22 protein-coding genes are annotated in these 25,189 nt (G+C 60.1%); 7 read left to right on the forward strand and 15 right to left on the reverse strand.

Features of this window, described 5'->3' with window-relative positions:
• Positions 1-86 precede the first annotated feature (86 nt).
• The 3 genes from PS14A_RS18435 to PS14A_RS18445 all read right to left on the reverse strand — a co-directional run bounded on the left by PS14A_RS18435 (position 87) and on the right by PS14A_RS18445 (position 2,857).
• A complete protein-coding gene (locus PS14A_RS18435; protein ID WP_137213929.1) occupies positions 87-1,433 on the reverse strand; it encodes an ATP-binding protein in 1,347 nt (448 codons plus the stop codon).
• Positions 1,430-2,107, reverse strand: a complete 678-nt coding sequence (locus tag PS14A_RS18440) for a response regulator transcription factor (protein WP_016773623.1) — start codon at positions 2,105-2,107, stop codon at positions 1,430-1,432. The genes PS14A_RS18435 and PS14A_RS18440 overlap by 4 nt, the downstream gene beginning before the upstream one ends.
• Positions 2,108-2,251: 144 nt before the next feature.
• Positions 2,252-2,857, reverse strand: a complete 606-nt coding sequence (locus PS14A_RS18445) for a hypothetical protein (RefSeq protein WP_130909943.1) — start codon at positions 2,855-2,857, stop codon at positions 2,252-2,254.
• A 143-nt stretch (positions 2,858-3,000) separates the two neighbouring features.
• Here PS14A_RS18445 and PS14A_RS18450 point away from each other — a divergent pair, with 143 nt between their 5' ends.
• Entirely contained in the window at positions 3,001-3,792 is a 792-nt protein-coding gene (locus tag PS14A_RS18450) for a dienelactone hydrolase family protein (protein ID WP_212616925.1), read from the forward strand.
• Positions 3,793-3,944: 152 nt separating this feature from the next.
• A complete protein-coding gene (locus PS14A_RS18455; RefSeq protein WP_212616926.1) occupies positions 3,945-4,670 on the forward strand; it encodes a 4'-phosphopantetheinyl transferase superfamily protein in 726 nt (241 codons plus the stop codon).
• Positions 4,671-4,777: 107 nt separating this feature from the next.
• On the opposite strand, the gene PS14A_RS18460 is transcribed toward PS14A_RS18455, so the two are convergent.
• Positions 4,778-6,388 (reverse strand): ATP-binding protein, encoded by a 1,611-nt coding sequence (locus PS14A_RS18460; RefSeq protein ID WP_137213933.1) that lies wholly within the window; start codon positions 6,386-6,388, stop codon positions 4,778-4,780.
• Positions 6,385-7,107 (reverse strand): response regulator, encoded by a 723-nt coding sequence (locus PS14A_RS18465; RefSeq protein ID WP_212616927.1) that lies wholly within the window; start codon positions 7,105-7,107, stop codon positions 6,385-6,387. The genes PS14A_RS18460 and PS14A_RS18465 overlap by 4 nt, the downstream gene beginning before the upstream one ends.
• Before the next feature lie 862 nt (positions 7,108-7,969).
• On the opposite strand from PS14A_RS18465, the gene PS14A_RS18470 reads away from it, so the two are divergent.
• Positions 7,970-10,864 carry a ribonucleoside-diphosphate reductase subunit alpha gene (locus PS14A_RS18470; protein ID WP_130909866.1) on the forward strand — a complete coding sequence of 965 codons (2,895 nt, stop codon included), beginning with the start codon at positions 7,970-7,972 and terminating at the stop codon, positions 10,862-10,864.
• 1,036 nt (positions 10,865-11,900) lie between these two features.
• Here the strand turns inward: PS14A_RS18470 and flgE are convergent.
• The 6 genes from flgE to PS14A_RS18500 form a co-directional block, all read right to left on the reverse strand.
• Complete coding sequence (gene flgE, locus PS14A_RS18475; RefSeq protein ID WP_130912376.1) at positions 11,901-13,235, reverse strand: flagellar hook protein FlgE; 1,335 nt, start codon at positions 13,233-13,235, stop codon at positions 11,901-11,903.
• 31 nt (positions 13,236-13,266) lie between these two features.
• Positions 13,267-13,995: a flagellar hook assembly protein FlgD gene (gene flgD, locus PS14A_RS18480; protein WP_130912377.1), complete on the reverse strand. Its 729-nt coding sequence runs from the start codon at positions 13,993-13,995 to the stop codon at positions 13,267-13,269.
• A gap of 15 nt (positions 13,996-14,010) precedes the next feature.
• Entirely contained in the window at positions 14,011-14,454 is a 444-nt protein-coding gene (gene flgC / locus PS14A_RS18485; protein ID WP_016773614.1) for a flagellar basal body rod protein FlgC, read from the reverse strand.
• A gap of 3 nt (positions 14,455-14,457) precedes the next feature.
• Positions 14,458-14,868 (reverse strand): flagellar basal body rod protein FlgB, encoded by a 411-nt coding sequence (flgB, locus tag PS14A_RS18490; protein ID WP_016773613.1) that lies wholly within the window; start codon positions 14,866-14,868, stop codon positions 14,458-14,460.
• A 367-nt stretch (positions 14,869-15,235) separates the two neighbouring features.
• Positions 15,236-16,063, reverse strand: a complete 828-nt coding sequence (gene cheR, locus PS14A_RS18495; RefSeq protein ID WP_016773612.1) for a protein-glutamate O-methyltransferase CheR — start codon at positions 16,061-16,063, stop codon at positions 15,236-15,238.
• 46 nt (positions 16,064-16,109) lie between these two features.
• The gene (locus PS14A_RS18500; protein WP_016773611.1) at positions 16,110-17,042 is read right to left on the reverse strand and encodes a chemotaxis protein CheV; all 933 of its coding nucleotides are present in this window, start codon (positions 17,040-17,042) and stop codon (positions 16,110-16,112) included.
• A gap of 82 nt (positions 17,043-17,124) precedes the next feature.
• On the opposite strand from PS14A_RS18500, the gene flgA reads away from it, so the two are divergent.
• The 4 genes from flgA to PS14A_RS18520 all read left to right on the forward strand — a co-directional run bounded on the left by flgA (position 17,125) and on the right by PS14A_RS18520 (position 19,730).
• Positions 17,125-17,886, forward strand: a complete 762-nt coding sequence (gene flgA / locus PS14A_RS18505) for a flagellar basal body P-ring formation chaperone FlgA (protein ID WP_073472167.1) — start codon at positions 17,125-17,127, stop codon at positions 17,884-17,886.
• A 162-nt stretch (positions 17,887-18,048) separates the two neighbouring features.
• Positions 18,049-18,375: a flagellar biosynthesis anti-sigma factor FlgM gene (gene flgM, locus PS14A_RS18510; protein WP_016773609.1), complete on the forward strand. Its 327-nt coding sequence runs from the start codon at positions 18,049-18,051 to the stop codon at positions 18,373-18,375.
• 48 nt (positions 18,376-18,423) lie between these two features.
• Positions 18,424-18,891, forward strand: a complete 468-nt coding sequence (locus PS14A_RS18515; protein ID WP_041479278.1) for a flagellar protein FlgN — start codon at positions 18,424-18,426, stop codon at positions 18,889-18,891.
• A 92-nt stretch (positions 18,892-18,983) separates the two neighbouring features.
• On the forward strand, positions 18,984-19,730 hold the full coding sequence (locus tag PS14A_RS18520) for a flagellar brake protein (RefSeq protein ID WP_137213935.1): 747 nt from the start codon (positions 18,984-18,986) through the stop codon (positions 19,728-19,730).
• Between the two features lie 73 nt (positions 19,731-19,803).
• On the opposite strand, the gene PS14A_RS18525 is transcribed toward PS14A_RS18520, so the two are convergent.
• The 4 genes from PS14A_RS18525 to PS14A_RS18540 form a co-directional block, all read right to left on the reverse strand.
• The gene (locus PS14A_RS18525) at positions 19,804-21,186 is read right to left on the reverse strand and encodes an MFS transporter (protein WP_212616928.1); all 1,383 of its coding nucleotides are present in this window, start codon (positions 21,184-21,186) and stop codon (positions 19,804-19,806) included.
• A 69-nt stretch (positions 21,187-21,255) separates the two neighbouring features.
• Positions 21,256-22,497 carry a glutamine synthetase family protein gene (locus PS14A_RS18530; protein WP_212617050.1) on the reverse strand — a complete coding sequence of 414 codons (1,242 nt, stop codon included), beginning with the start codon at positions 22,495-22,497 and terminating at the stop codon, positions 21,256-21,258.
• Positions 22,498-22,746: 249 nt separating this feature from the next.
• Entirely contained in the window at positions 22,747-23,439 is a 693-nt protein-coding gene (locus PS14A_RS18535; RefSeq protein ID WP_212616929.1) for a HAMP domain-containing sensor histidine kinase, read from the reverse strand.
• A complete protein-coding gene (locus PS14A_RS18540) occupies positions 23,436-25,040 on the reverse strand; it encodes a tetratricopeptide repeat-containing response regulator (protein WP_016773603.1) in 1,605 nt (534 codons plus the stop codon). Before PS14A_RS18540 ends, PS14A_RS18535 begins: the two co-directional genes overlap by 4 nt.
• Between the last annotated feature and the right edge of the window lie 149 nt (positions 25,041-25,189).

Below are 25,189 nucleotides of genomic sequence, written 5' to 3' on the forward strand. Positions count from 1 at the left end.
CCTTCGCGAGCAGGCTCGCTCCCACAGGAGAATGCGTTTCAAGGTGGGAGCGAGCCTGCTCGCGAAGAGGCTGGCACTGCCAACCTTTACACCGCCGGAAAATGAATCCTGAACGCCGCCCCGCCCATCGGTGAATCACCCAAAGCCAAACGGGCGTTGTAGCTTTCGATGATGTCCTTGACCACCGCCAGCCCGATGCCCTGCCCCGGATGCTGGGCATCCAGGCGTTCGCCGCGTTCGAGAATCCGCGCACGCTGATCGAGGGGCACGCCCGGCCCATCATCCTCGACGCACAACTCGATCCCGGCCAAGGACTCGCGCACGCTGACACGCACTTCGCCGAGGCACAGGCGATAGGCGTTTTCCAGCAGGTTGCCGAGCATTTCCAGCAGGGCGCCCTGTTCGATCGGTACATAGCAATGCTCGGGCAGATCAAAGGTCACGCGCACGTGTTTGTCGCGGTAGACCTTGTCCAGCGTGTCGCACAGGCTTTTGAGCACCGGTTGCAGGCGCACCTGATGGCGCACCAGACCGCTTTTGCGCAGGCTGGCCCGCTGCAGTTGGTAGCCGATCTGCTGGCTCATGCGTTCGATCTGGCTTTGCAGGACCCAGGCTTGATCACGGTCGTCGGGGCGCTGGGCCATGTCTTCGCTGACGCCTTGCAGCACCGCCAATGGGGTCTTCAGGCTGTGGGCGAGGTCGTCGAGGGAGTCGCGGTAGCGGCTGCGTTGCTGGCGTTCGCTGAGCAGCAAGCGGTTGAGCGAGCCGGTCAGGCGCAGCAGTTCACGCGGGTGCTTTTCCGTCAGACTTTCGCGGGTGCCGCTTTCGATTTCGTCGAGTTCCTGACTCAATCGGCGCAAGGCCTTGAGGCCCCAGGTCAGGCCGATCCATAACAACGCCAGCAAAACCAGCAATGCCGCGCCGAAGCCCAGATAGAGGTTTTCGCGCAGGCCTTCGAGGGTGGTTTCGTATTCGCGAACCGGTTGCAGAGCGACGATGCTGAACGCTGCGCTCTTGCCGCCGAGCAATTTGACTTCGACGTCGTAGACGAAGAACTCCTGACCGCTGGCTTCACGAATCCGCGCGAACTCGTTACCGAGGCCGTCGTAACGCGGTTTGTAGTTGATCTGTTCTTCCTGGGTGGCCTTCGAGCGCCACACCAGTTTGCCGTCGCGGTCGTAGATATAGCCGAGCAAACGGAAATCGGTGAGGTTGAAGCGCTCGTCGGGCAATTGCGACGGCATCACCAGCCGACCGTTTTCCACCCGCGCGGCGGAGATCAATGTGGTGACGTCGGAGGCCAGGCGTTGCTCGATCGAGTCCTGCAAGGCAAGGCTGAAGGCGCCCTGCATCGCCGGCAACAAAGCGAGCATGAACAACACCGCCAACGTGGTGGCGGCGAGCATCAAGCGAACGCGAAGGGAACGGATCAAGTGCAGCGCTCATTGAACAGGTAGCCGAGGCCGCGCACGGTGTCGATCGGTTTGAACCCGGCCGGGCCTTCGAGCTTGCGGCGCAGACGGCCGACCAGCACTTCGATGACATTCGGATCGCGCTCGTCGTCATCCGGATACAGCTGCTCCATCAAGCGATCCTTGGGCACCACTTGCTGGTGATGGCGCATGAGGTATTCGAGGATGCGGTATTCGTAAGCGGTCAGCGCCAGCGGTTGTTCATCGAGGCTGGCCTGTTTGCGATTGAGGTCGAGCAGCAAAGGCCCGGCAACGATGGTCGACTGGGTGAACCCGCTGGAGCGGCGCAGCAATGCGTTCAGGCGTGCGTCGAGTTCTTCGAACTGAAACGGCTTGACCACGTAATCGTCGGCACCGGCGGCGAGGCCTTCGACCTTGTCCTGCCAGTTGCCGCGCGCGGTGAGGATCAGGATCGGGAAGGTCTTGCCGCCCGAGCGCAACTGGCGGATCAGGTCGAGGCCGCCCATGCCCGGCAGGCCGAGATCGATCACCGCCAGATCGAAGTTGTACTGGCCGGTCTGGTACAGCGCCTCCTCGGCATTGGCCACGGACTCGACCACGTGACCGCTCTCCGTCAGGCGGGTTTGCAGGTGATGACGCAACAGCGCCTCGTCTTCGACGACCAACAGTTTCATGCCTTTCTCCCCATCACTTGAACACTCCAGACACAACCTGTGGGAGCGAGCCTGCTCGCGAAAGCGGTGGATCAGCCAAGCAAGTGTCGGCTGATACACCTTTCGCGAGCAGGCTCGCTCCCACATTCAATCGACGGCAACCGCTTAGAAATAGTAGTTGGCCGACAGGTAGGTCTGCGCGCTGCTGGTCAAGCCCAGCGAGCCCTGTTTGCTGCCGCCGCTCTCTTTCATTTCGGTGCTGGCGTTGCTGCGCAGGTAACGGTAACCGAGTTCCACCGAGGTGTTCTGCGAAACTTGCTGCAACACACCGACCTGGCCACCGATGGCGTAACCGATGTCGCTGTCACGGCTGAAGCCTGGCGAATCCTGCGTCAGCTTGGTCAGACCGGCCGTGGCGCCACCGAACAACTTGGTGCTGCCGCCCACCGGGTAGAACAGGTCATAGCTGCCGAGCAGGTTTTCCTGGCGCAGTTTAACGCCATTGTGCGAGCCGGAAACGTTGTCGTAAGTGGCGTAGTAGCGGCCCTGGCTGTTTTGCTGACCGAGGCGCAAGCCGTAGGTGTTGTTGCCGTCGATGGCCCCGGTAACGTTGGGGTTGCCGAGATTGTTGTTGAGCGCATGGGACTTGTCGATCTTGTCGCTGGTCTGGCCGAACGTCAGGCCGGCGAAGTTGCTGGTGTCGTCGGCGTTCGCCGCGATGCTGGAGCCTAACAGGGTAAAAGCCAGCAGCAATTTGTTTAAACGAGTCATGGGTATTTCCTCTTTCACAGTGCTGTTTGGGTATGACGCAAGATTACTGAGCCACCCCTGTACGGCCCCTGAACCGTCTCTGAACCTGACCTGAACCAGATCGACTAGGCTGTTCTGACCACTTTCATCAAGGAGACCCGACCATGCGCCTGTTCCTCGCCCTCACTTTGCTGGCAGTCAGCAGCTTCACCCAGGCTGCGATCAAGACTGCAGAAATCCCCTACCAAAGCGCCGACGGCAGCCAACTGATCGGCTACTACGCCTATGACGACGCGATCAAAGGCCCACGCCCCGGCGTTGTCGTGGTTCACGAATGGTGGGGGCTGAACGATTACGCCAAGCGCCGCGCGCGGGATCTTGCCGAACTCGGCTACAGCGCGCTGGCTATCGATATGTACGGCGACGGCAAGAACACCGAGCACCCGAAAGACGCCATGGCCTTCATGCAGGCAGCGACCAAGGACGCCGATGCCGCCAGTAAACGCTTCGCCGCCGGGCTCGATCTGTTGAAGAAGCAAAAGCAGACCGACCCGAACAAAATCGCCGCCATCGGCTATTGCTTCGGTGGCGGCGTGGTGCTGAATGCCGCGCGTCAGGGTGTGCCGCTGGCCGGTGTGGTAAGTTTCCATGGCGCGCTGGCAACCAAGACCCCGGCGACTCCGGGCAGTGTGAAGGCGAAAATCCTCGTCGAGCACGGCGCGCTGGACAGCATGGTCACTCAGGACAACGTCACCGCATTCAAGGCGGAAATGGACAAGGCTGGCGCGGACTACCAGTTTGTCAGCCTGGATGGCGCCAAGCATGGCTTCAGCAATCCGGATGCCGATCGTTTGAGCCATGGCGAGCATGGCGGGCCGGATATTGGTTACAACAAGGCGGCAGATGAAAAATCCTGGGCGGATATGCAGGCGTTCTTCAAGAAGATTTTCGGCTGAGTCAGTAGCGACCGAGGCGCGGCCTTCGCGAGCAGGCTCGCTCCCACATTGGATCCCTGTCGCACAGAAGATCCCCTGTGGGAGCGAGCCTGCTCGCGAAGGCTTCACCGCCGATCTCGACCTCTGCCCGACTAACCGGCAAAATGCCCGCCATGCATACCACCCCCGCCCTGCCCGCCTGCTGCACTGCGCTCGACAGCCACTGGCCGTTGCCGACGGTCCTGGCCGATACCGTGCTGCTCAGTACCCACTTCGACCCGGCACGCCTGCTTGGCGATGACTTCCAGCGCAGCGCTGTGCTGGCGCCACCGAGCATCCAGCGTTCGGTGGCCAAGCGTCAGGCCGAGTTTCTCGCCGGACGCATTTGCGCCCGGGCAGCGCTGCAACAACTCGAAGGCCTGAATATCGTCCCGCCGATCGGCGAAGACCGCGCGCCGGTGTGGCCGGCACATATCTGCGGTTCGATCACTCACAGCACCGGCCGCGCCGCAGCAATCGTCGCCAACAAGCAACACTGGCGCGGCTTGGGCATGGATCTGGAAAACCTGTTGAGCCACGAGCGCGCCGAAAGGCTGGCCGGGGAAATCCTCACGCCAGCGGAAATGCAGCGCATGGCGGCGGGTTCTCAGGAGCAACTGGCGCTGCGGGTGACCCTGACGTTTTCGGTCAAAGAGAGTTTGTTCAAGGCGCTGTACCCGATCGTGCAGCAGCGCTTTTATTTCGAGCATGCCGAAGTGCTGGAATGGACTGCGGCGGGTCAGGTCAGGCTGCGGTTGTTGACTGATTTGTCCAGCGAATGGCGCAACGGATCGGAGCTGGAGGCGCAGTTTGCAGTGCAGGATGGGCAGTTGTTGAGTCTGGTCAGCATGCCTGCCTGAAGTTTTGCATTGCCTGTTATGGCGCCTTCGCGAGCAGGCTCGCTCCCACAGGGGATTGCATTTCAAATGTGGGAGCGAGCCTGCTCGCGAAGGCGGTATCCCGCATCTCAGCGGCGCTCCTGATTCCTCGGCCAGCTCAGACTGAAGCACGCCCCACCCAGACTCTTGCTCTTGCCAATGATCGCGCGGCCGTCGTGCCAGTGAATGATCCGCCGCACAATCGACAAGCCCAGACCATGCCCGCCCGAGGCCCGCGTGCGGCTATCGTCGAGGCGCAGAAACGGCGTGAAGATCCGCTCCCACGCCACTTCCGGCACCCCCGGCCCGTCATCCTCGACGTCGATCCGGCAACGCAACTGGCCGACCTGATAACTCACCGTCACTTGTGAATGCGCATGGCGCATTGCGTTGCCCACCAGATTCTGCAGCGCCCGATGCAAATAACGCGGCTCGGCCTCGACCCACGCGCCGTCGTTGTCGGCCGATGACAGACACAAACCGCGCTGCACCGTGACCTCGGCGCGCAGTGGCGCGAGCTCTTCGATCACCTGATTGACCAGCGCATCCAGATCGATGCGCTGGAATGTCAGCGCCGGCGAGCCCTGCTCCAGCCGTGCGTAAGTGAGCATTTCGTCGACCAGCTTATCGAGGTCTTCGATGTCGTGATCCATGCCTTCGCGGTATTTCTCCAGCGCTTGCGGAGTGGTAGCCGTGCCGATCATTTCCAGCCCGAAACGCAGCCGCGCTACTGGCGTGCGCAGTTCATGAGACACCGCGCGCACCAGTTCACGCTGGATCGCCAGCAGTTGCTGCAAGTGCTCGGCCATGCCATTGAACGCCAACGCCAGCCGCCCGACCGAGTCGGCACCGCGCGCTGGCACACGGGTTTCCAGGCTGCCCTTGGCGATCCGCGTGGCCGCCGCTTCGAGGCCGCGCAAACGTCGCTCGAGCTGACGCACCAACAGATAAACGATAAGGCCGATCAGGGTCAGGCCCAGCGCGGCAATCAATACCAGCCATTCCGGCGGGTACGGATTCATTTGATACAACGGGCCGATTTCCAGCACCCACGGCGTACCGACCATGCCGGCAAACACGCGGATCGAATCGCCGCCCTTGCCCAGCGCCATCACCGTGTCGCCCTCGGCCACGCGACGACTCTGGTCTTCGTCCATGTCGGCGTCATTTACCGTGACCAGACGCAGATCGAAGCCGAAGCCTTTTTCCTGCTTTATCTGCGCCAGACGCTTGGGCTGTTCACCGACCGGTACCCGCACCAGTTCATCGGCCAGCAGGTAGATGGTCGCCCGCGCCAGTTGCTCGCTGATCTGCTGTACCTCGCCCACTAGCATCATTTGCTCTTTTTCGCTGATCAGCCGATAGACCTTGGCCGCATGTGGCCCGGTCTGCTCGACCAGCGCCTGACCGCGCAGCACACGGGTGCGCTGGGCCAGATCGAGGTCGGTTTCAGAGAATTTCTTCAGTGTCAGCGGTATACCGAGCAGCCGCTCCCACACCAGCAGCGCGCGATGGCGTTCGGTCTGGTTCATCGGCTGCAGGTTGTCGGCCATCAGCGAAAAAGTGCCGTGGGCCAGGCGCTCGCGGTATTGCTCGCTGCGCACCTGATTGAGCAGGTTCAGCGCCAGCACGCCGAGCACCGCCACCAGAATCAGCGCGGCGCACATGCCGCCGTAGATGCGCAGGAAGATCGAATTCACAGCGCCAGGTCTGCGCAGGCTTCCGGGACGAACAGATAGCCTTTGCTGCGGATAGTCTTGATCAGGCGCGGATGGTCGGGGTCGTCACCGATTTTCGGGCGGATGCGTGAGATGCGCACGTCGATCGAGCGATCCTGGCCGTCGTAGCCGATGCCGCGCAATGCAGTGAAGATTTCTTCCCGGGAAAGTATCCGCCCGGCGTTGGACACCAGCAGCCACAGCAGGTCGAACTCGGCGCTGGTCAGCTCGATGCCGTTGTCGCTCAGCCAGGCTTCGCGTAACGCGTTGTCGACCACCAGTGGACCGAATTGCAAACGCCGGGATTTTTCCGCGGCCGGCTCCGGTGTGTCACTGCGTCGCAGCAATGCCTGGATGCGCGCCAGCAACAAACGCGGGCGCACCGGTTTGCATACGTAGTCGTCGGCACCGAGGTCGAGGCCGTGGATCTGATCAGCGTCATCGGTGCGCGCGGTGAGCATCAGGATCGGCCCGTCGTACTGACTGCGCACCTTGCGGCAGATGCTCAGGCCATCCTCGCCGGGCAGCATCAGATCGAGGATCACCAGATCCGGTTGCTCCTTGATGATCCGCGCCGCCGCCAGCGCACCGTTGCCTTCGATCTCCACGCGCAGGCCATTGGCTTGCAGGTAATCGCGGGTGAGCTCGGCCAGTCGCTGGTCATCCTCGACGATCAATACCTGCCAGTTTTGTTGCTCCACCGGTGACCTCTGCTTGCTGTTTTTATTGATATATGAAGGTTTCGCTGAATGAACGCGGTCCCTGTAGGAGCTGACGAGTGAAACGAGGCTGCGATCTTTTGATTGTGGTTTTCAAGAGCAAGATCAAAAGATCGCAGCCTCGTTGCACTCGTCAGCTCCTACAGGAGTCCTCCCGATCATCTGTCATGTTTCAGGAGGATAAAAATGCCCATGCACCCAGCGATTGTATAAACGCCGCTCACCCGGAAAACAAGTCGGTAAATGCGTTCGGACAAGGCGGAATTCTGTGATAGGGTTCGCGCCCTTAAAAAACCGCTGAAGCGTTTTTCCAGGCAAAAAAACAGTGACAAACGGTCTGGCTCAGCAGGTTCGCGGCCTACACGCGTTTTCCCTGTTTCTTACACAAATTACGCACAGGCTTATCCACAGGTAGTACGTTGCAATCCCCCCCTGAAACGCATTATCTTGTAGCACGGCGAAAACAGAGACCCTACATATAGGGTTTTCACCTAAAACGCCCAACCACATTTCAGACCTGAAACTCAAGTGCTTTATGGCCAGTTTCCGGTAGAACAAGCGAGTTTTTTCAAGCCCAAACCGCACTGGCGGATGGCACCGTTTTATTTGGTCCGAAACGGACAAAACGGTATGGGTGTTGCAGTCATGACTGCCACCCGCGAAGGAATCCGGTGGCGAGCTTCGGCTCGTAACCAAAACTTCGGCAAGGACGCGGCGTTGCAGCCTTTTTCCTACTGTTCCGAAGTTTGTAATGCCGACGCCCGTCGGTTGCAGTGCTTCGGTACAGAACGGTGAGCACCATGACGGTGCCAAACAAACATAGAGAATGTGGAGACCACCCCCCATGCAAACCGACACAACTCGCGAGAACCCGCAGGGCACCTTGCCGCAGGCCGCCGATTCGACTTCGGATCTGGCAGCCACCGCGCCTGGCCAGCTGCGCGTGATCAAGCGTAATGGCACTGTCGTTCCTTACACCGATGACAAGATCACCGTCGCTATCACCAAAGCGTTCCTCGCAGTTGAGGGCGGCACCGCTGCCGCTTCGTCGCGAATCCACGACACCGTTGCGCGCCTGACCGAACAGGTCACCGCGACCTTCAAGCGTCGCATGCCATCGGGCGGCACCATCCACATCGAAGAAATCCAGGACCAGGTCGAACTGGCCCTGATGCGTGCCGGCGAGCAGAAAGTCGCACGCGACTACGTGATCTACCGTGACGGCCGTTCGAAAGAGCGCGCTGCTCACGCTCCGGCCGAAGAAGCTGTCAACGCGCATCCGTCGATCCGCATCACCCGCGCCGACGGCAGCCTGGCGCCGCTGGACATGGGTCGCTTGAACACCATCGTCACCGAAGCGTGCGAAGGCCTGGAAGAAGTCGATGGCGACCTGATCCAGCGCGAAACCCTGAAGAACCTGTACGACGGCGTGGCCCTGACCGACGTCAACACCGCCCTGGTGATGACCGCCCGTACCCTGGTCGAGCGCGAGCCGAACTACTCGTTCGTCACCGCCCGCCTGCTGATGGACACCCTGCGTGCCGAAGGCCTGAACTTCCTCGAAGTCGCCGAAAGCGCCACCCATCACGAAATGGCCGACCTGTACGCCAAGGCACTGCCGGCCTACATCGCCAAAGGTATCGAGTTCGAACTGCTGAACCCTGTGCTGGCCACCTTCGACCTGGAAAAACTGGGCAAGGCGATCAACCACGAGCGCGATCAGCAATTCACCTACCTGGGCCTGCAGACCCTGTACGACCGCTACTTCATCCACAAGGATGGCGTGCGTTTCGAACTGCCGCAGATCTTCTTCATGCGCGTGGCCATGGGCCTTGCGATCGAAGAGAAGCAGAAAGAAGACCGTGCGATCGAGTTCTACAACCTGCTGTCCTCGTTCGACTACATGGCTTCGACCCCGACCCTGTTCAACGCCGGTACCCTGCGTCCACAGCTGTCGAGCTGCTACCTGACCACCGTGCCGGATGACCTGTCGGGCATCTATCACGCGATCCACGACAACGCCATGCTGTCGAAATTTGCCGGCGGCCTGGGCAACGACTGGACGCCTGTTCGTGCGCTGGGTTCGTACATCAAGGGCACCAACGGCAAGTCGCAAGGCGTTGTGCCGTTCCTCAAAGTAGTGAACGACACCGCTGTGGCCGTGAACCAGGGTGGCAAGCGCAAAGGCGCTGTGTGTGCCTACTTGGAAACCTGGCACATGGACATCGAAGAGTTCATCGAGCTGCGCAAGAACACCGGTGACGATCGTCGTCGTACCCACGACATGAACACTGCCAACTGGATCCCTGACCTGTTCATGAAGCGCGTCTTCGATGACGGCAAGTGGACCCTGTTCTCGCCATCCGAAGTACCGGACCTGCACGACCTGACCGGTAAGGCCTTCGAAGAGCGCTACGAGTACTACGAAGCGCTGACCGAGTACCCGGGCAAGGTCAAGCTGTTCAAGACCATCCAGGCCAAAGACCTGTGGCGCAAGATGCTGTCCATGCTGTTCGAAACCGGCCACCCATGGCTGACTTTCAAAGACCCGTGCAACCTGCGCAGCCCGCAGCAGCACGTCGGCGTGGTCCACAGCTCGAACCTGTGCACCGAGATCACCTTGAACACCAACAAGGACGAAATCGCCGTTTGCAACCTGGGCTCGATCAACCTGCCGAACCACATCGTCGACGGCAAGCTCGATACCGCCAAGCTGCAACGCACCGTGAACACAGCCGTGCGCATGCTCGATAACGTGATCGACATCAACTACTACTCGGTGCCGCAAGCGAAGAACTCCAACTTCCGCCACCGTCCGGTCGGTCTGGGCATCATGGGCTTCCAGGACGCTCTGTACCTGCAGCACATCGCCTACGGCTCCGACGCTGCCGTCGAGTTCGCCGACAAGTCGATGGAAGCGGTCAGCTACTACGCGATCCAGGCCTCCTGCGACCTGGCCGACGAGCGCGGCGCCTACGAGACGTTCAACGGTTCGCTGTGGTCCAAGGGCATCCTGCCACTGGATTCGCAACAGATCCTGATCGAACAGCGTGGCGAGAAGTACATCGACGTCGACCTGAAGGAAACCCTCGACTGGGCACCGGTTCGCGCCCGTGTACAGAAAGGCATCCGTAACTCGAACATCATGGCCATCGCACCGACCGCGACCATCGCCAACATCACTGGCGTTTCGCAGTCGATCGAACCGACCTACCAGAACCTGTACGTGAAATCGAACCTGTCGGGCGAATTCACCGTGATCAACCCGTACCTGGTTCGCGACCTGAAGGCTCGCGGTCTGTGGGACTCGGTCATGATCAACGACCTGAAGTACTACGACGGTTCGGTGCAGCAGATCGAGCGCATCCCGCAAGAACTCAAAGAGCTCTACGCGACCGCGTTCGAAGTGGACACCAAGTGGATCGTTGACGCCGCCAGCCGTCGTCAGAAGTGGATCGACCAGGCCCAGTCGCTGAACCTGTACATCGCTGGCGCATCGGGCAAAAAGCTCGACGTGACCTACCGCATGGCCTGGTACCGTGGTCTGAAAACCACCTACTACCTCCGTGCCCTGGCCGCGACCAGCACCGAGAAGTCGACCATCAACACCGGTAAGCTGAACGCTGTTTCCAGCGGCGGCAACCACGGCGACGACTCGGTCCTGGCCGCTCCGGCAGGTCCGGCGCCAGTGCCAAAGGCCTGCGCGATTGACGAGCCGGATTGCGAAGCTTGCCAATAAGCTGAGCTGAGATCAGGCGTTGCGAGACGCCTGATATCTCAAGGCAAAAGAAAACCCCCGTCAGACTTCTGGTTTGTTGGGGGTTTTGTTTTTTGAAGGGCCTTGGCGGCCTTTGGGCCGACCGGGCTCTTGAGGTTTTGGGTGTATATCCGTTGCTGCGGGTGTTGCCGCTGGCGGTTTCGCTCTTACAGCGAGTCACCTTTTTCAGACGCCAAAAAGGTAACCCAAAAGGCTTTGCCCCGGCGTACGGCCCGCTCGCTAAAGCTCGGGGTACCTTCGTTACGGGACCGATCCGGGCGCAGCGGCTACGGTTTGCTTCGCTGCACCTCCTTCCGCTGTGTACGACTGCGTCGTACGGTCGCTGCGCTCCCACACCCGGATCGATCCCGTAACGAAGCCTGCCGAAGGGGCAAAAGATCAAGAGCCGGATCAAAAGCCAAAACAAAACCAAAACCAAAAGCAAAAGCCAGATCAAAAGATCGCAGCCTTCGGCAGCTCCTACAGTTGGATCGAGTGTTACCTCAAGACCAGGTCGGCCGCCAGGCCGCCTTCGCGAGCAGGCTCGCTCCCACAAAAGCAAAAGCAAAGCAGCGCAGCTGCCGCGGCGAAGCCGCCCCACTCAACAATGAGCGCAAGCTCGAGTGCTTTTGATCTACGGGCGACGTCGGAAGGCTGAGTGAAGGGATTGATCCGGGCGTGGGAGCGCAGCGACCGTCTGGCGCAGCCAGACACAGCGGAAGGAGGTGCAGCGAAGCAAACCGTAGCCGCTGCGCCCGGATCGATCCCGCAGCGAAGGAACCCGAGCCTGCGAGGGCCGAACGCAGGAGCAAGCGTTTTGGGTTACCTTTTTGCTGGGCCGGCACTCCGGCGTTTGAAAAAGGTGACCCGCCGTAAGGGCGGAACCGTAATCAGCAACACCCGCAAAAACGGATATTCACCCAAAACCCCAAAAGCCTGGTCGGCCCAAAGGCCGCCACGGCCCAAAAAAAAAGCCCCTCAAAACCGAGGGGCCCAAAAAACCAGCTCAGAAACCCAATCAGGTCATCTGAATAATGGTCTGCATAATCGTGCTCTGCGTCGAAATGGTCTTGGCGTTCGCCTGATAGTTGCTCTGACCCTTGATCAGATCAACCAGCTCATTGGTCAGGTTAACGTTCGACTCTTCCAGCGAGTTGGACACCACCTCACCCAACGTACCGGTCTTCGGCGCATCGTAACCCGGAATACCCGAAGCGAAAGTCTCTTTCCAGCTGGTGCCACCGACAGCCTGCAAGCCCTGTTCGTTGGTGAAGCTGGCCAGCGCAACCTGACCGATCGCCTTGCTCTGGTTGTTGCTGAAGTTGGCAAACAGCGTACCGGTGCCGTCGATGGTCAGGTTGGTGATCTGGCCAGTGGCGTAACCATCCTGAGTCGGAATCGTACGCGAGGTATCAGCGTTGTACTGAGTGGTCTTGGCCATCGAAATGGTCACGCCATTCGGGTTCGCTGCCGCGCCGTTAGGCGTGAACACACCATTGGTCACAGTGCCCGGTACCCAGCCCGTCAACTTCAGATCGCTGCTGATGATCGGGTTGGCTGGATCCGCCGGGTTAGGCGTGCTCACCTGAACCAGCTTGCCGGAGCTGTCGAACGACAATGTCGAAGCAACCGGCGCAGTGGTCACGGGGTTGCTACCGGTAGCATCCGGGTTACGGCCATCGACCAGGGTGTAAACCTTCCAGGTGTTTTCGCCGGTCTTGACCATGTACTGGTCCATGACGTGGGAGTTGCCCTGGGTGTCATAGATCGGCGTGCTGAACGACTTGGTGTAAGTCTCAGGCTTCGACGGATCAAACTTGACGGCGCTGGCGCCGGTATCAACGATCACTGGCGCCGACGAGTTGAGGTTGATGCTCGAAGTCACCGAAGAAGACGACTTCGGCGCCAGGTTCGAGGTGTCGATCTTCAGATCGGTCAACACGCCGTTGATGATTTTGCCGTTGGCATCCACACCGTAACCCTGCAGACGCGAGGTGTAGTCGGTGTTGGTGATGTAACCGGCGTTGTCGACCTTGAACGTACCGGCACGGGTGTACGAGATCGAGCCGTTGTTGCTCATGGTGAAGAAACCGGAACCGTTGATACCCATGTCCAACACGTTACCGGTGTTGTTGATGTCACCCTGGGTGAACTGCTGGGACACGTTGGCCAGGCGCACGCCGTTGCCGATGACTTTGCTGCCGCTGCCCAGACGAGTCGACGAATAGACGTCTTCGAATTCTGCGCGCGAGGATTTGAACCCGGCGGTGGCGACGTTGGCGATGTTGTTGCCGGTGACGTCGAGTTGTTTGTTGGCGGCATAGAGACCGCTAAGGCCGATGTTAAAAGACATGTTCCACTCCTTCGTGCCGGGTTAGTCGGCTCTATATACCAATGGTTTGTACTTTGGACAGGGCTACGGTGCCCTTGCCGGCCAGGTTGAGCATCAGCTCGCCACCGGTCTGGCTGATCGTCACGCTGTTGACGGTCGCTGGCAGGTAGGTCGCCAGATCGGTCGCGGTGCCGTTGATCGGTGCGTTGGCCTTGAACGTGTAAGTGCCGACTGGCACCACGGTGCCGGCAGTGTCCTTGCCGTCCCAAGTGAAGCTGGCATCGCCGGCAGCGCGGCTGCCGAGGTCGATGGTGCGCACGGCTTTGCCGTCCTTGTCGGTGATGGTCACGGTGCCGCCGGCAATCGACGAAGGCACGGTGACCGAACCGGTCAGGCCTTTGCTCGGGTCATCGAGCTGGGCGGTGTTGGTCTGCACGATCACGTTGCGACCGACCAGCGACGACGCTTGCAGCGCCTGCGACGAGTTGTAGTTGCCGGCAAGGCCACTGACGGTGGAGTTCAGCGTGGTGATGCCTTCAAGGCTGCTGAACTGCGCCAGTTGCGCAACGAACGCGCTGTTGTCCTGCGGGTCGAGCGGGTTCTGGTTTTTCAGCTGGGTGACCAGCAATTGCAGGAAAGCATCCTTGCCCAGTGCCTGGCCGCCGGTGGCACTGTTGGTCGCCGAAGCGATGCCGCCCGACGTAGTGCTGCTGGCCTTCTTCGACGAGTTGGCCAGGATGTCGTTCATGCTCAGGCTGCTGGTGGTATCCGTAACGCTCATGGCAGTCGCCCCTTATTACTGACCGAGGGTCAGTACCTTCTGCATCATGGTTTTGGCGGTGTTCATCATTTCCGCGTTGGTCTGGAACGAGCGGCTCGCGGAAATCATGTCAGCCATTTCTTCCACCACGTTGACGTTCGGGTAGTAGACATAGCCCTTGGCGTCGGCGGCCGGATGGTTCGGCTCGTAGCGCGCTTCGAGGTTGCTCTGGTCTTCGACGACGCCGAGCACCTGCACGCCCTGCCCGGCTGCGTCCTGGTTCTGGAACAGCGAATTGCTGCCGCCAGCCTGGCCGCCCTGGAACATGGTGGCGAATACCGGATGGCGCGCGCGGTAGGTCTGGTCGATGCTCGACGAAACGGTTTCGGCGTTGGCGATGTTCGAGGCCACGGTGTTCAGGCGTGTGGTCTGCGCGCTCATGCCGCTGCCGGCAATGTTGAAAACGCTGGACAGGGACATGGATTATTCTCCGCGCAGGGCTGACACCAGCCCTTTGAATTTGCTGTTGAGCAAGGTGAAGCTGGCCTGGAAGCCGACGGCGTTTTCCGCGTAGTTCGACTGTTCCAGTTGAGCGTCGACGGTGTTCTGGTCGATCGAAGGCTGCATCGGCGTGCGATACATCAGCGACTCGTCGCCGTTGCCCAGCCCTTCAGCCTCGATGTGCCGGCTGTTGGTCATGTTCAGGGCAAAGTGGCCGCCGGTCTTGGTCTTCTCGGTCTGTGCTTCGAGCACTTTGGAGAAATCCAGATCCCGCGCCTTGTAGTTCGGGGTGTCGGCGTTGGCGATGTTGTTGGCCAGCACTTCGGCACGCTGGGCGCGGAAGCCCAATGCCTTTTCGTGGATGCCCAGCGCTTTGTCGAAGCTGATGCTCATGTCGGGAACCTTCAGGTGACCGGTTTTTCGTATCTGAGCTTTAGCAAGCGCCGTGCCAAATGGAGGAACCCCCGTATTCCGGGGCTTTGCGCCGAACAGGCTAAGCGGCAATGCCAGAAAAGCGGCAACCGGTTACCGCCGGATGCCGCTTTTCTGCCGCTTGCCGTCGTTGCCAGGTCAGCGCAGATCCCTGTGGGAGCGAGCCTGCTCGCGAAGGCGGCGTGTCAGGCGCCAACTGTCTTACGGACAGACCGCTTTCGCGAGCAGGCTCGCTCCCACAGAGGGTTTGTGGTGTTCGTGGAAAATAATTCGGGCATAAAAACGGGAGGCTTAGAAGGCCTCCCGTTTCTGTATTGCCGCAAACCGCTTATTTCGCCTTGTAGATAATCCCCGGGCTGCACTGGACCATCTGGTAATGATCCGGCAATCCGTTCAGCGCTTCCGAAGCGCCAAGGAACAGATACCCGCCCGGCTTCAACGTGCTGTGAATGCGCAACAGGATGTCCTTCTTCACTTCGGCAGAGAAGTAGATCAGCACGTTGCGGCAGAACACGATGTCGAACTTGCCCAGCGCTGCGTAGCTGTCGAGCAGGTTGAAGGAGCGGAATTCCACCCGGCTCTTGATCGGCGCCTTGACCACCCAGCGCCCCGGCCCTTTCGGGTCGAAGTAGCGTTGCAGGCGTTCCGGCGACAGGCCACGACCGATCGCCAGGCTGTCGTACTCGCCGGTCTTGCAGTTGTTGAGCATCAGGCCCGACAGATCGGTGGCAACGATCTGCACGCCCATCTTCAACTGACCCAGGTTGCTGCGCTCGAACTCGTCGATCGACATCGACAGCGAGTACGGTTCCTGTCCCGACGAGCAGGCCGCCGACCAGATCCGCAGACGCTGGTTGGGGCTGGCCTTGATCGCTTCCGGCAGTACCTTGTTCTTCAAGACTTCAAACGGATAGGTGTCGCGAAACCACAGGGTTTCGTTGGTCGTCATGGCATCGACCACCTGCTCGCGCAAACCGCTGCGCGGCTGGGTCTGGATGCGCTGTACCAGCTCACCCAGGGACTTGATGCCTTGCTGCTCCATCAGTTTGTTGAGACGGCTCGAGACCAGATACTGCTTGTTTTCACCGAGCAGAATGCCACAGGCTTTTTCCAGGAAGACCCGGAACTGTTCGAAATCCAAATTACCCGTAGACAATGATGCCGCCTCTTAAATCGTGTTGACCGCCAGGGGCAGAAGGCCCCTAGCTGATATCTGCTGCTTTGATCCGGTCGACTACCCGGGATGCGAGGTCATCAGGACGGAATTTGGCCAGGAAGTCATCAGCACCGACTTTCTTGACCATCGCCTGATTGAATACCCCCGACAACGAAGTATGCAGGATGATATGGAGCTTTTGCATGCGTGCGTCGCCGCGGATTTCCGCCGTCAGGGTGTACCCGTCCATCTCCGGCATCTCGATGTCGGAAATCATCATCAGGAACTCTTCTTCCGGCTTCTTGCCCTCGTCGACCAGCTTGCGCAGGTAATCCAGCGCCTGCTTGCCGTCGTTCAGCGCCACCACTTCGACACCGATGGTCTGCAGACAACGCGTGACCTGCTTGCGCGCCACCGACGAGTCATCGACCGTCAGCACCCGCAGCGACAACGCCTTGGTCTGCGTCTCGACATCAACCACGCCCACCGAAATCGCTTCCGGCGTCGGCGCGACTTCGGCCAGCACCTTCTCGACGTCGATGATTTCGACCAACTGGTTGTCGACCCGCGTCACAGCGGTCAGGTAGTGATCGCGACCGGTACCCTTGGGTGGCGGATGGATCTCTTCCCAGTTCATGTTGACGATGCGCTCCACCGAGCGGACCAGGAAACCCTGGGTCTTGGTGTTGTACTCCGTGATGATCACGAACGGACTGTTCTTGTCTTTCAACGCACCGGAGCCCGTTGCCATTGCCAGATCCAGGATCGGAATGGTCGCTCCCCGTATATTCGCTACCCCGCACACGACAGGACTGGATTTGGGCATCAACGTCAGGGACGGGCATTGCAACACTTCCCGTACCTTGAACACGTTGATCCCGTAGAGCTGCGGCCCGTCGAGACGGAACAACAGCAGCTCGAGGCGATTCTGCCCTACCAGTTGCGTGCGCTGGTTCACCGAATCCATTACACCAGCCATGCCCAGACTCCTACACCAACGCCAAGTGTTGTTGCGACGCACATTCATTGCTAAACGGCACGGCGCTTGCTTTTTAACTCGTATGAACGCTCAAACGACATTTTCCCGACGCCTGACATCCTCCCTTCGCAAAGGGCTTTGCGCGGTGTCCGCCGTTTGCTGCTTGCTTGCTGGCAGTCCTGCCCATGCAGATGCGGTTACCTTGCCTGATATGCTTATCGGCGTGACTCAGGGCTTTCTTGAATTCACCGTAGAAGACTATTTGGCTTCCAGTCAAACCGAAGGCCGCTACGAAATCGAAGTGAACCAGCTCGACCCGCGCATGCGCATGCCCATGTGCGACAAGGAATTGACAGCCACGCTGGAGAGCCCGGCACGCCCGCTGGGCCGCGTCACGGTGAAGGTTCGCTGCGAAGGCAGTTCGCCCTGGACGGTGTTCGTACCCGCTCAAGTCCGCCTGTTTCGCGAGATCGTGACCACCACTCGTCCGCTGAAACGCGCCGGCATTATCGAGCCGCAGGATGTGACCTTGCGCGAGCGCGACGTCAGCACGATCAACCAGGGTTTCCTGACCTCGGTCGACGAAGCGATCGGGCAGAAACTTACCCGACCAACGGTCGCCGATCAGGTCATCACACTGGTGCATCTGGAACAGGCCGAAGTGGTGCGCAAGGGTGACCAGGTGGTGATCACTGCGCGCAGCGGCACCCTTGCCGTACGCATGCCGGGGGAAGCGCTCTCCAATGGCGGCATGAAAGAACAGATTCGAGTAAAAAACCTTAATTCTCAAAGAGTTATCAAGGCGCAGGTAATTGCGCCGGGACAGGTCGAAGTGGCCATGTAAAAGCCTCGTGGAGAAAACTGGCGCCGATCCCGTCGCTTCCCTAAACTGTGCCGCAGCAGGTCTCGCAACGGCGCATGCAAGCTTATGGTTGATTGGGCCTAAAGTTTTTCAGGGGATAGCCGAAAACATGGCAAGCGTCCAAATTCCCAGAGGTTTTTTATCATGGTTATCGATTTCAACCGATTGAACAGCTCCTCGTCACTAACCGGCAGCACACGTACCAGCAACGCCAAGGAAAGCGCTGAAAACAGCCCCTCCGCGCCGCTGAATACCCAGGCCGAACAGGCCAATGTCGCCAAAAGCGGGGAGTCGGTACACCTCAGCAATGAGGCTCAACAGTTGCAGAAGGTCACTGACAAGCTGCGCGATCAGCCTGCTGTCGACAAAGCCCGTGTGGCCGAGTTGAAAGCCGCGATTGCCGATGGCAGCTATAAAGTCGACAGCAACCGTGTAGCCAGCAAACTGCTCAACTTCGAAGCCCAGCGCTAGGCTTTTGCCGGCGCCAGGCTTTTGGACGCTTAAACCCCAAGGCCAGCCATGCACGACACTAACTTATTGCAACTGATCAACGACGACTTTGCTCCAGCGCAACAATTGCTGGAGTTATTGCAAACCGAATCCCTCGCTTTGCATGGTCGTGACATGCCGTTGCTGGAAGAAATTCTGGCGACCAAGCAAGCGTTGATCATTCTGCTCGAGCAGCATGGCCGCAAGCGCAGCGAAATCCTCGCCAGCCTCAACCTGCCGACCGATCGCACAGGTCTTGAGCAACTGGCCAGCCAGTCGAGCATTGGCGACCAGTTGCTGACCCAGGGCGATGCCCTGACCGCGCTGATCGCCCAGTGCCAGGCTGCCAACGTCAAGAATGGCCAGTCGATCCAGATCCAGCAGGCGACCACGGCCAACCAGCTGAAGATCCTCACCGGCGGTGAGCCGCCAGCGCTGTACGACGCCAGCGGGACCTTTGCCAAACCGGTCAAGCCGCGAACGCTCAGCCAGGCATGAGCCATTCGCTGGCCCTGCACTATCCACTTGCGCAACATGCTGGCAAAATACTGGCCAGTCGTAGTCTTATTTTGTCTGGAGATTGAAGAACCGTGTCCAACACCCTAAGCGCGGATGATGCTCCGCAGCCCCCGAAGGTGCTCACCACGCCACTGGAGATCTCCAGCAATCTGCGCCAGCTTCAAGACAGCCACGATCCGCTGATCATCACCTTCCATGAACGCAGCCAGCGTTTTCAGAGTTACCTGATCAAGGTCGACCGCGAAACCGCAACGATTGCGCTGGACGAAATGATCCCGCGCGATGGCGAGCGCTTCCTCCAGGCTGGCGAACCGTTCAAGGTCGAAGGCTTTCATGACGGCGTGCGCATCGCCTGGGAATGCAACGGCACTCTCAACATCGAAGAATCCGACGGCGACCGTTTCTACACCGGCGACCTGCCGAGCGAAGTGGTCTACCACCAGCGCCGTAACGCCTTCCGCGCTGCGCTGAAACTCACCGATCTGGTCAGCGTCGAACTGGGCGGCGAAAAGCTCAAGGCGCCGATCCACGGCAAGCTACTGGATATTTCCGCGACCGGTTGCAAGTTCCGCTTCGAAGGCGACATCACTGATCGCCTGCAACTCGGCCAGGTCTACGATCGTCTGATCGCCCCGCCGCTGTTCGGCAATCAGCCAACGTCGGTCGAGCTGCGCTACCTGCACTTCGAAGAAAAACTCAACATCACCTTCGCCGGTCTGCGCTTCCACAACATCAGTGGCCAGGCTGCGCGCAACGTCGAGCGTTTTGTTTACCAGTTGCAACGTGAAGCACGGCGTTTTGACAAAGACGATCTCTGAGTCGCAGCGATCAAAAAAAAGGGCAGTCCCGCACAGGGCTGCCCTTTTTTATGCGCCGGTGTTTACCTTCGGTTCAGGGCCTGCCACCGCTGATATCCGGCGCAGGCTTGTCGTCATCAGCACTATAGGGTTCGGTTTCAACGACAGCTTCCGGCTGCGCTTCGGGCTCGGGCTCAGGATTGACCGGCGCCGGGTCCTGGACCATCTGCTCCTGCACCACCTGCTCGTCGACACGCGGGTCAAGCGCCGCCACCAGCGGCGAGCTCGACATGCTGTCCGGCATTGCCACGTGATGCAGCGGTGCGTCGTCGACCTGGTGCAGGTTGGTCACTGCTTTCGGACGAATCCGCCAGACCAGCACCAACGCGAAGAAACTGAAGAACGCATACAGGCTCTGACTGCCGAGAAACTTCATCAATACACCCGCCAGCAGCGGCCCAATGCTCGCGCCGACGCCGTAAGTCACCAGCAGCATGGCGGTCAGCGACACCCGGCGATCGCCTTCGACGTGGTCGTTGGAAAACGCCACCGCCAGCGGATACAGGCAGAATTGCACCAGCGAACAGAAGAAACCGACGACGAACAGCACCTCCAGCGGCACCTGCGGCATGATCGCCAACGGCAACGCCGCCACCGCCAGAAACCCGGCAAAGCAGCGAATCAGCAGCGCGCGGTCGTAGCGGTCGGACAACCAGCCCAACGGCCACTGCACCAGCAGACCGGCAAAAATGCAGCTACCCATGAACAGACCGACCTGCTCGGTCGACAGCCCTTGCTGCGAGGCGTACAGCGGTGCCAGACCATAAAACGAACCAATGATCAGACCGGCGCCGAGCACCGTGCTCAGCGATTGCGGCACGCGCTTGATAAAGAAGCGCGGCTCCATCGGCGCCGGATGCAATGGCGCCGGGTGAATCCGCCGGGTCAGCGTCACCGGTACCAGACACAGGGCAAAGCACAGCGCCACCAGCATCAGCAGTTCCAGGCCGAGCCCAGGGTGCATGACCAGAATCAGCTGGCCCAGCACCAGGCCCAGGTACGAGGCGATCATGTAACCGCTGAACACCAGCCCGCGCTGATTGGCGTCGGCCTGCTCGTTGAGCCAGCTCTCGATGACCATGTACTGGCACATCATGCCGAGACCGACGATCGTCCGCAGCACCAGCCACGCCGGTAGCCAGTCCACCAGCCCATGGCCGAGCACCGCCGCGCCGACGATCCCGGCACACGCCGAGTACGCACGGATATGCCCGACCCGGGCAATCAGGCGATGGCCGATCTTGCCGCCCAGCACCAGACCGAAATAGTTGGCCGCCATCAGCGCCCCGACCCACAAACCGTCGACGTTGTCGGCGGCCAGACGCAAAGCCAGATAAGTAGAGAGAAGACCTGAGCCGATCAACATCATCAGCGAGGCGAAATACAGCGCTCGAAAGGATTTCCAGATTTGGCGCATCGGCGTTCCGAGCGGCTCCTTGCAGTAAATACCGGGCGGTCAGAACGACTGCCCGGCAGCAGCGATACGTCAGGCCTGGGCGGCCAGCACACGGCGCTCCCAGGGAGTGATTTCATCAAAGAAACTGGTCAACTCCATGGTCTTCGAAGCGATGTAGCCTTCGATGAACTCCGACCCGAACAGTTCCCTCGCCAACTGGCTACGTTTCAGACGCTCCAGCGCGGCGTGCAAGGTACACGGCAAGGCCAGATTATCCGGCACGGCGAACTCACCCTGGATTGCCGCGCTCGGCTCCAGTTCCTGCTCGATGCCATGCAAACCCGCAGCCAGACTGGCGGCGATCGCCAGATAAGGGTTGGCGTCGGCGCCCGGCAAGCGGTTTTCGACCCGACGTGCGGCCGGCGAGCTGGCGGGAATACGCAAGCCGGCGGCGCGATTGTCATGGGACCAACAGGCATTGTTCGGCGACGCGTACGGATGACACAGGCGCTGATAGGAATTCACGTTGGGCGCAAACAGTGCGGTGAAATCGGCGAGGCCTGCCTGTTGTCCGCCGATGAAGTGGCGGAACATCGACGTCGGCTCGCCGTTCGAGTCAGTGAATACATTCTTGCCGCTGCCGATCTCAACGATGCTCTGGTGAATATGCATCGAACTGCCCGGCGTATGCGCCAGCGGTTTGGCCATGCACACCACGCTCAGGCCATGCTTGAGCGCGACTTCCTTGAGCAAGTGCTTGAACAGGAACGTCTGATCGGCCAGCAGCAGCGGGTCGCCGTGCAGCAGATTGATCTCGAACTGGCTGACGCCCATTTCATGCATGAAGGTGTCGCGCGGCAGGCCGAGGGCCGCCATGCATTTATACACTTCGCTGAAGAACGGCCGCAGACCGTTGTTGGAACTGACGCTGAACGCCGACAAACCGTCCTCGCGGCGGCCGTCGAGGCCGACTGGCGGACGGAACGGCTGGGTCGGATCGGTATTGGGTGCGAAGACAAAAAATTCCAGTTCGGTCGCCACCACCGGCGCCAGGCCGTGCGCAGCGTAACGGGCGATGACCGCTTTGAGCTGGCCACGGGTCGAGAGACTGGAGCTCTCCCCGCTCAGTTCGTCAGCGTCGCAAATCGCCATGGCGCGCGGCTCGTCGCTCCAGGGCAAGCGGTGAATCTGCGCAGGATCGGCGACCAGCGCCAGATCGCCGTCATCGCTGCCGTAGAACCGCGCCGGCGGATAGCCGCCCATGATGCATTGCAGCAGCACACCCCGCGCCAACTGCAAACGCCGCCCCTCGAGGAAACCCTCGGCGGTCATTACCTTGCCCCGTGGCACACCGTTCAGATCCGGGGTGACACATTCAATCTCATCAATGCCGGTCAATCGCTGCGCGAGTGAACCCTGGCCATCGGTTGTCATGACGCAATCCTTGTTATTGTGCGAGCCGCGAACGGCGACCCGGACAAAATAGGCTTCGCCTGTTCGGAATATCAAGCAGCGCCCACAAAAATCCCTATCCTGCAGAACCCGTAGGAGCTGCGTAGGAGCTGACGAGTGCAAGAGACCTCAGGGCAGGTAGAGGCTGAACACCCCACCACCCAACGGCCCGCCATTGCTGATTTCGGTGCGCCCTTCCACGCCGTTGCGCTGATGCAGCGCGGCGATGCGATTGGCGAAATACAGGCCCAGGCCGGTGCTGCCGCTGCTGTGATTGATGCCCTGCACATAATCGGCCTGACGGTCGAGCATCTCTGCTGGATAGCCGTCGCCATCGTCATTGATGCTCAGCACCAGTTGCCCGGCTTCGTCGCTGACGGTAATCAGCAGCGACTCGCGGGCGTAACGGATCGCATTGTTGATGCAGTTGCCGAGCACCGAGGCGATCAGCTCGCGATCGAAGAAACCCAGCGGGCTCAACGGATCGACTTCATAGGTGGCGATGATGCCGCGACTGGCAAACACTTCCTGATGCGCGGCCAGTTGCGCCTCGATGAAATCGTCGAGTTCGTGATACGCCGGCTGCAGCGGCAACTGATTCACGCCGAGTTTGTACAGCCCGAGCAACTGCACCAGCATGCCGTTGAGGTGGGCGAACTCGAAGTCGATCACGCCCTGCTCCGAGCCGTCGCGCAGCTCTTTCGGCAGACGCGCCAGCCACTGGCTGTGCGCCTGCATCAGCATGGCCAGGGAGTTCTTCATGTCGTGGACGGTGGAGGCAATCACCGTGGAAAAATCCAGCGCCGGATCAATTGGGTTCATTCGCCAAACGCCTTGCTTTTCAGCTTCTGATAACGCGCAAAACGCGCGTCGGTGTCGGGCATCAGGCCCACCAGTTTCAGGCAGGCCCGACATTCTTCCAGCTCCGCCGACGGCACACTGGTGTCGGTGCCGTGCAGCAGCGACTGGGCCAGGTTCAGCGCAATACTGATGTTTTTCGGTTGCAGCTTGAGCGCCTTGCGGAAGACCTCGCGGGCCTCGACCAGATTGCCGGTCTTGTACACGCGCACGCCCTGGCGGTTGAGATCGGCCGCAGCGTTGCTCGAACTGAGAATGGTCGGATCGTCGGTGAGCTTGGCAATGTCTTTCATCACCGCCGGGTCATCACCGTAGATCTCTGCGCAGCTCTTGAGCATCGAAGTGCCCGCCTCGGCCTGACCGAGCATCTGCAACTGCTTGGCCACCAGCAACGCCGCCTCGGGGCTCATGAATTGCTCCATGCCATCGAGGCGCATCAGCGCTTGTTCGGTGAGTTTGTCAGCGGTTTCGGCGTCGTTGAGCAACAGGCTGGTGGCCTTCATCAGACGCGCGCGAATTTGCAGGCCGGGATCGCTCGGATTCTCCTTGGCCACGGCGCTGAGGGTGGTGTTGATCTCCAGCCGCGTGCGCGTGTCGAGGCCGCGATCGCTGCCCTTGCTGATCAGCGCGTGCGCCAGGCCGAGATTGCTTTCCGGGTCCTTGAAACGCGACTGCGCGCCCTGCGCTACCGCTTGGCGATAAGCACGCGAGGCGGTTTCGAAATCTTCGTTGGCCATGGCCAATTTGCCGAGCAAAGCCTGGCGGCGCACCGCGAGCGGCGACAGACGGATCGCTTCTTCGAGCACCCGCTGCGCGCCTTTGCTGTCGCCTTCGGCCACCAGCACATCAGCCATGCCGTCATACAGCGCCGGCATCATCGGGAACACTTTCAAGGCCTTTTCATAGACCTCTTTGGCCTGCGAGACCTGCCCGCGTTTGAACAGCAACTTGCCCAATCCAGCGAAGGCCCACGGCAACGGACGGTCGGCAATGATGCCGTCGTAGAGTCGCTCCAGCGCTTCGTTCTGATTCATGTCGCGCAGCGCATCGGCGCGGTAGCGCAGGCACAGCGGCGAATAGCGGATGTCCTGTTTGCACAGGGCAATACAGGCATTGAGCACCTCGACCGGCTTACCGCGATCGAGGGCTTGCAGAATCGGTTTGAGCAACGTCTTGCGTTGCTCCAGACGCTCAAGGCGCTGGGCCAGTCCGGAACGGTTGAACGGCTTGGTCAGGTACGCATCCGGCTCATGCTCCAGCGCACTGAGCACCATCGCCTGACTGGTCTCAGCGGTGACCATGACGAAAACGGCTTCGTGGCTGATGAGCTTTTCCGACATCAGGTCTTCGAGCACCTGCTGGCCGTTCTTCTTGCCGTCGCCGAGATGGAAGTCCTGAAGAATGAAATCGTAGGACTTCTGCGAGCACATCTTCAGCGCCTGCTCGCCAGTGTCGGCAGTATCGACATCCTTGACGCCGAGCTCACGCAACATCGAACGCACGGAACTGCGGAAATCGGAAAAATCATCGACGATCAGAAAGCTTTTTTGGTGATACGACGACATCGAGGATTTCCAGGCAATTGAAGAAAACGAACCGAGGCGATTTCAGGCGCGCAGATGATAGCTGGAGGCCATGCGCCATCAAGCGATTTCGCTGGAGTCTGAACTCACCGTTCGGGTTATCGGCCAAAAATGCCCGGGCCTGAGGGTGA

The organism is Pseudomonas sp. 14A, from assembly GCF_018132745.1.
In the GTDB taxonomy this organism is placed as follows: domain Bacteria; phylum Pseudomonadota; class Gammaproteobacteria; order Pseudomonadales; family Pseudomonadaceae; genus Aquipseudomonas; species Aquipseudomonas mercuritolerans.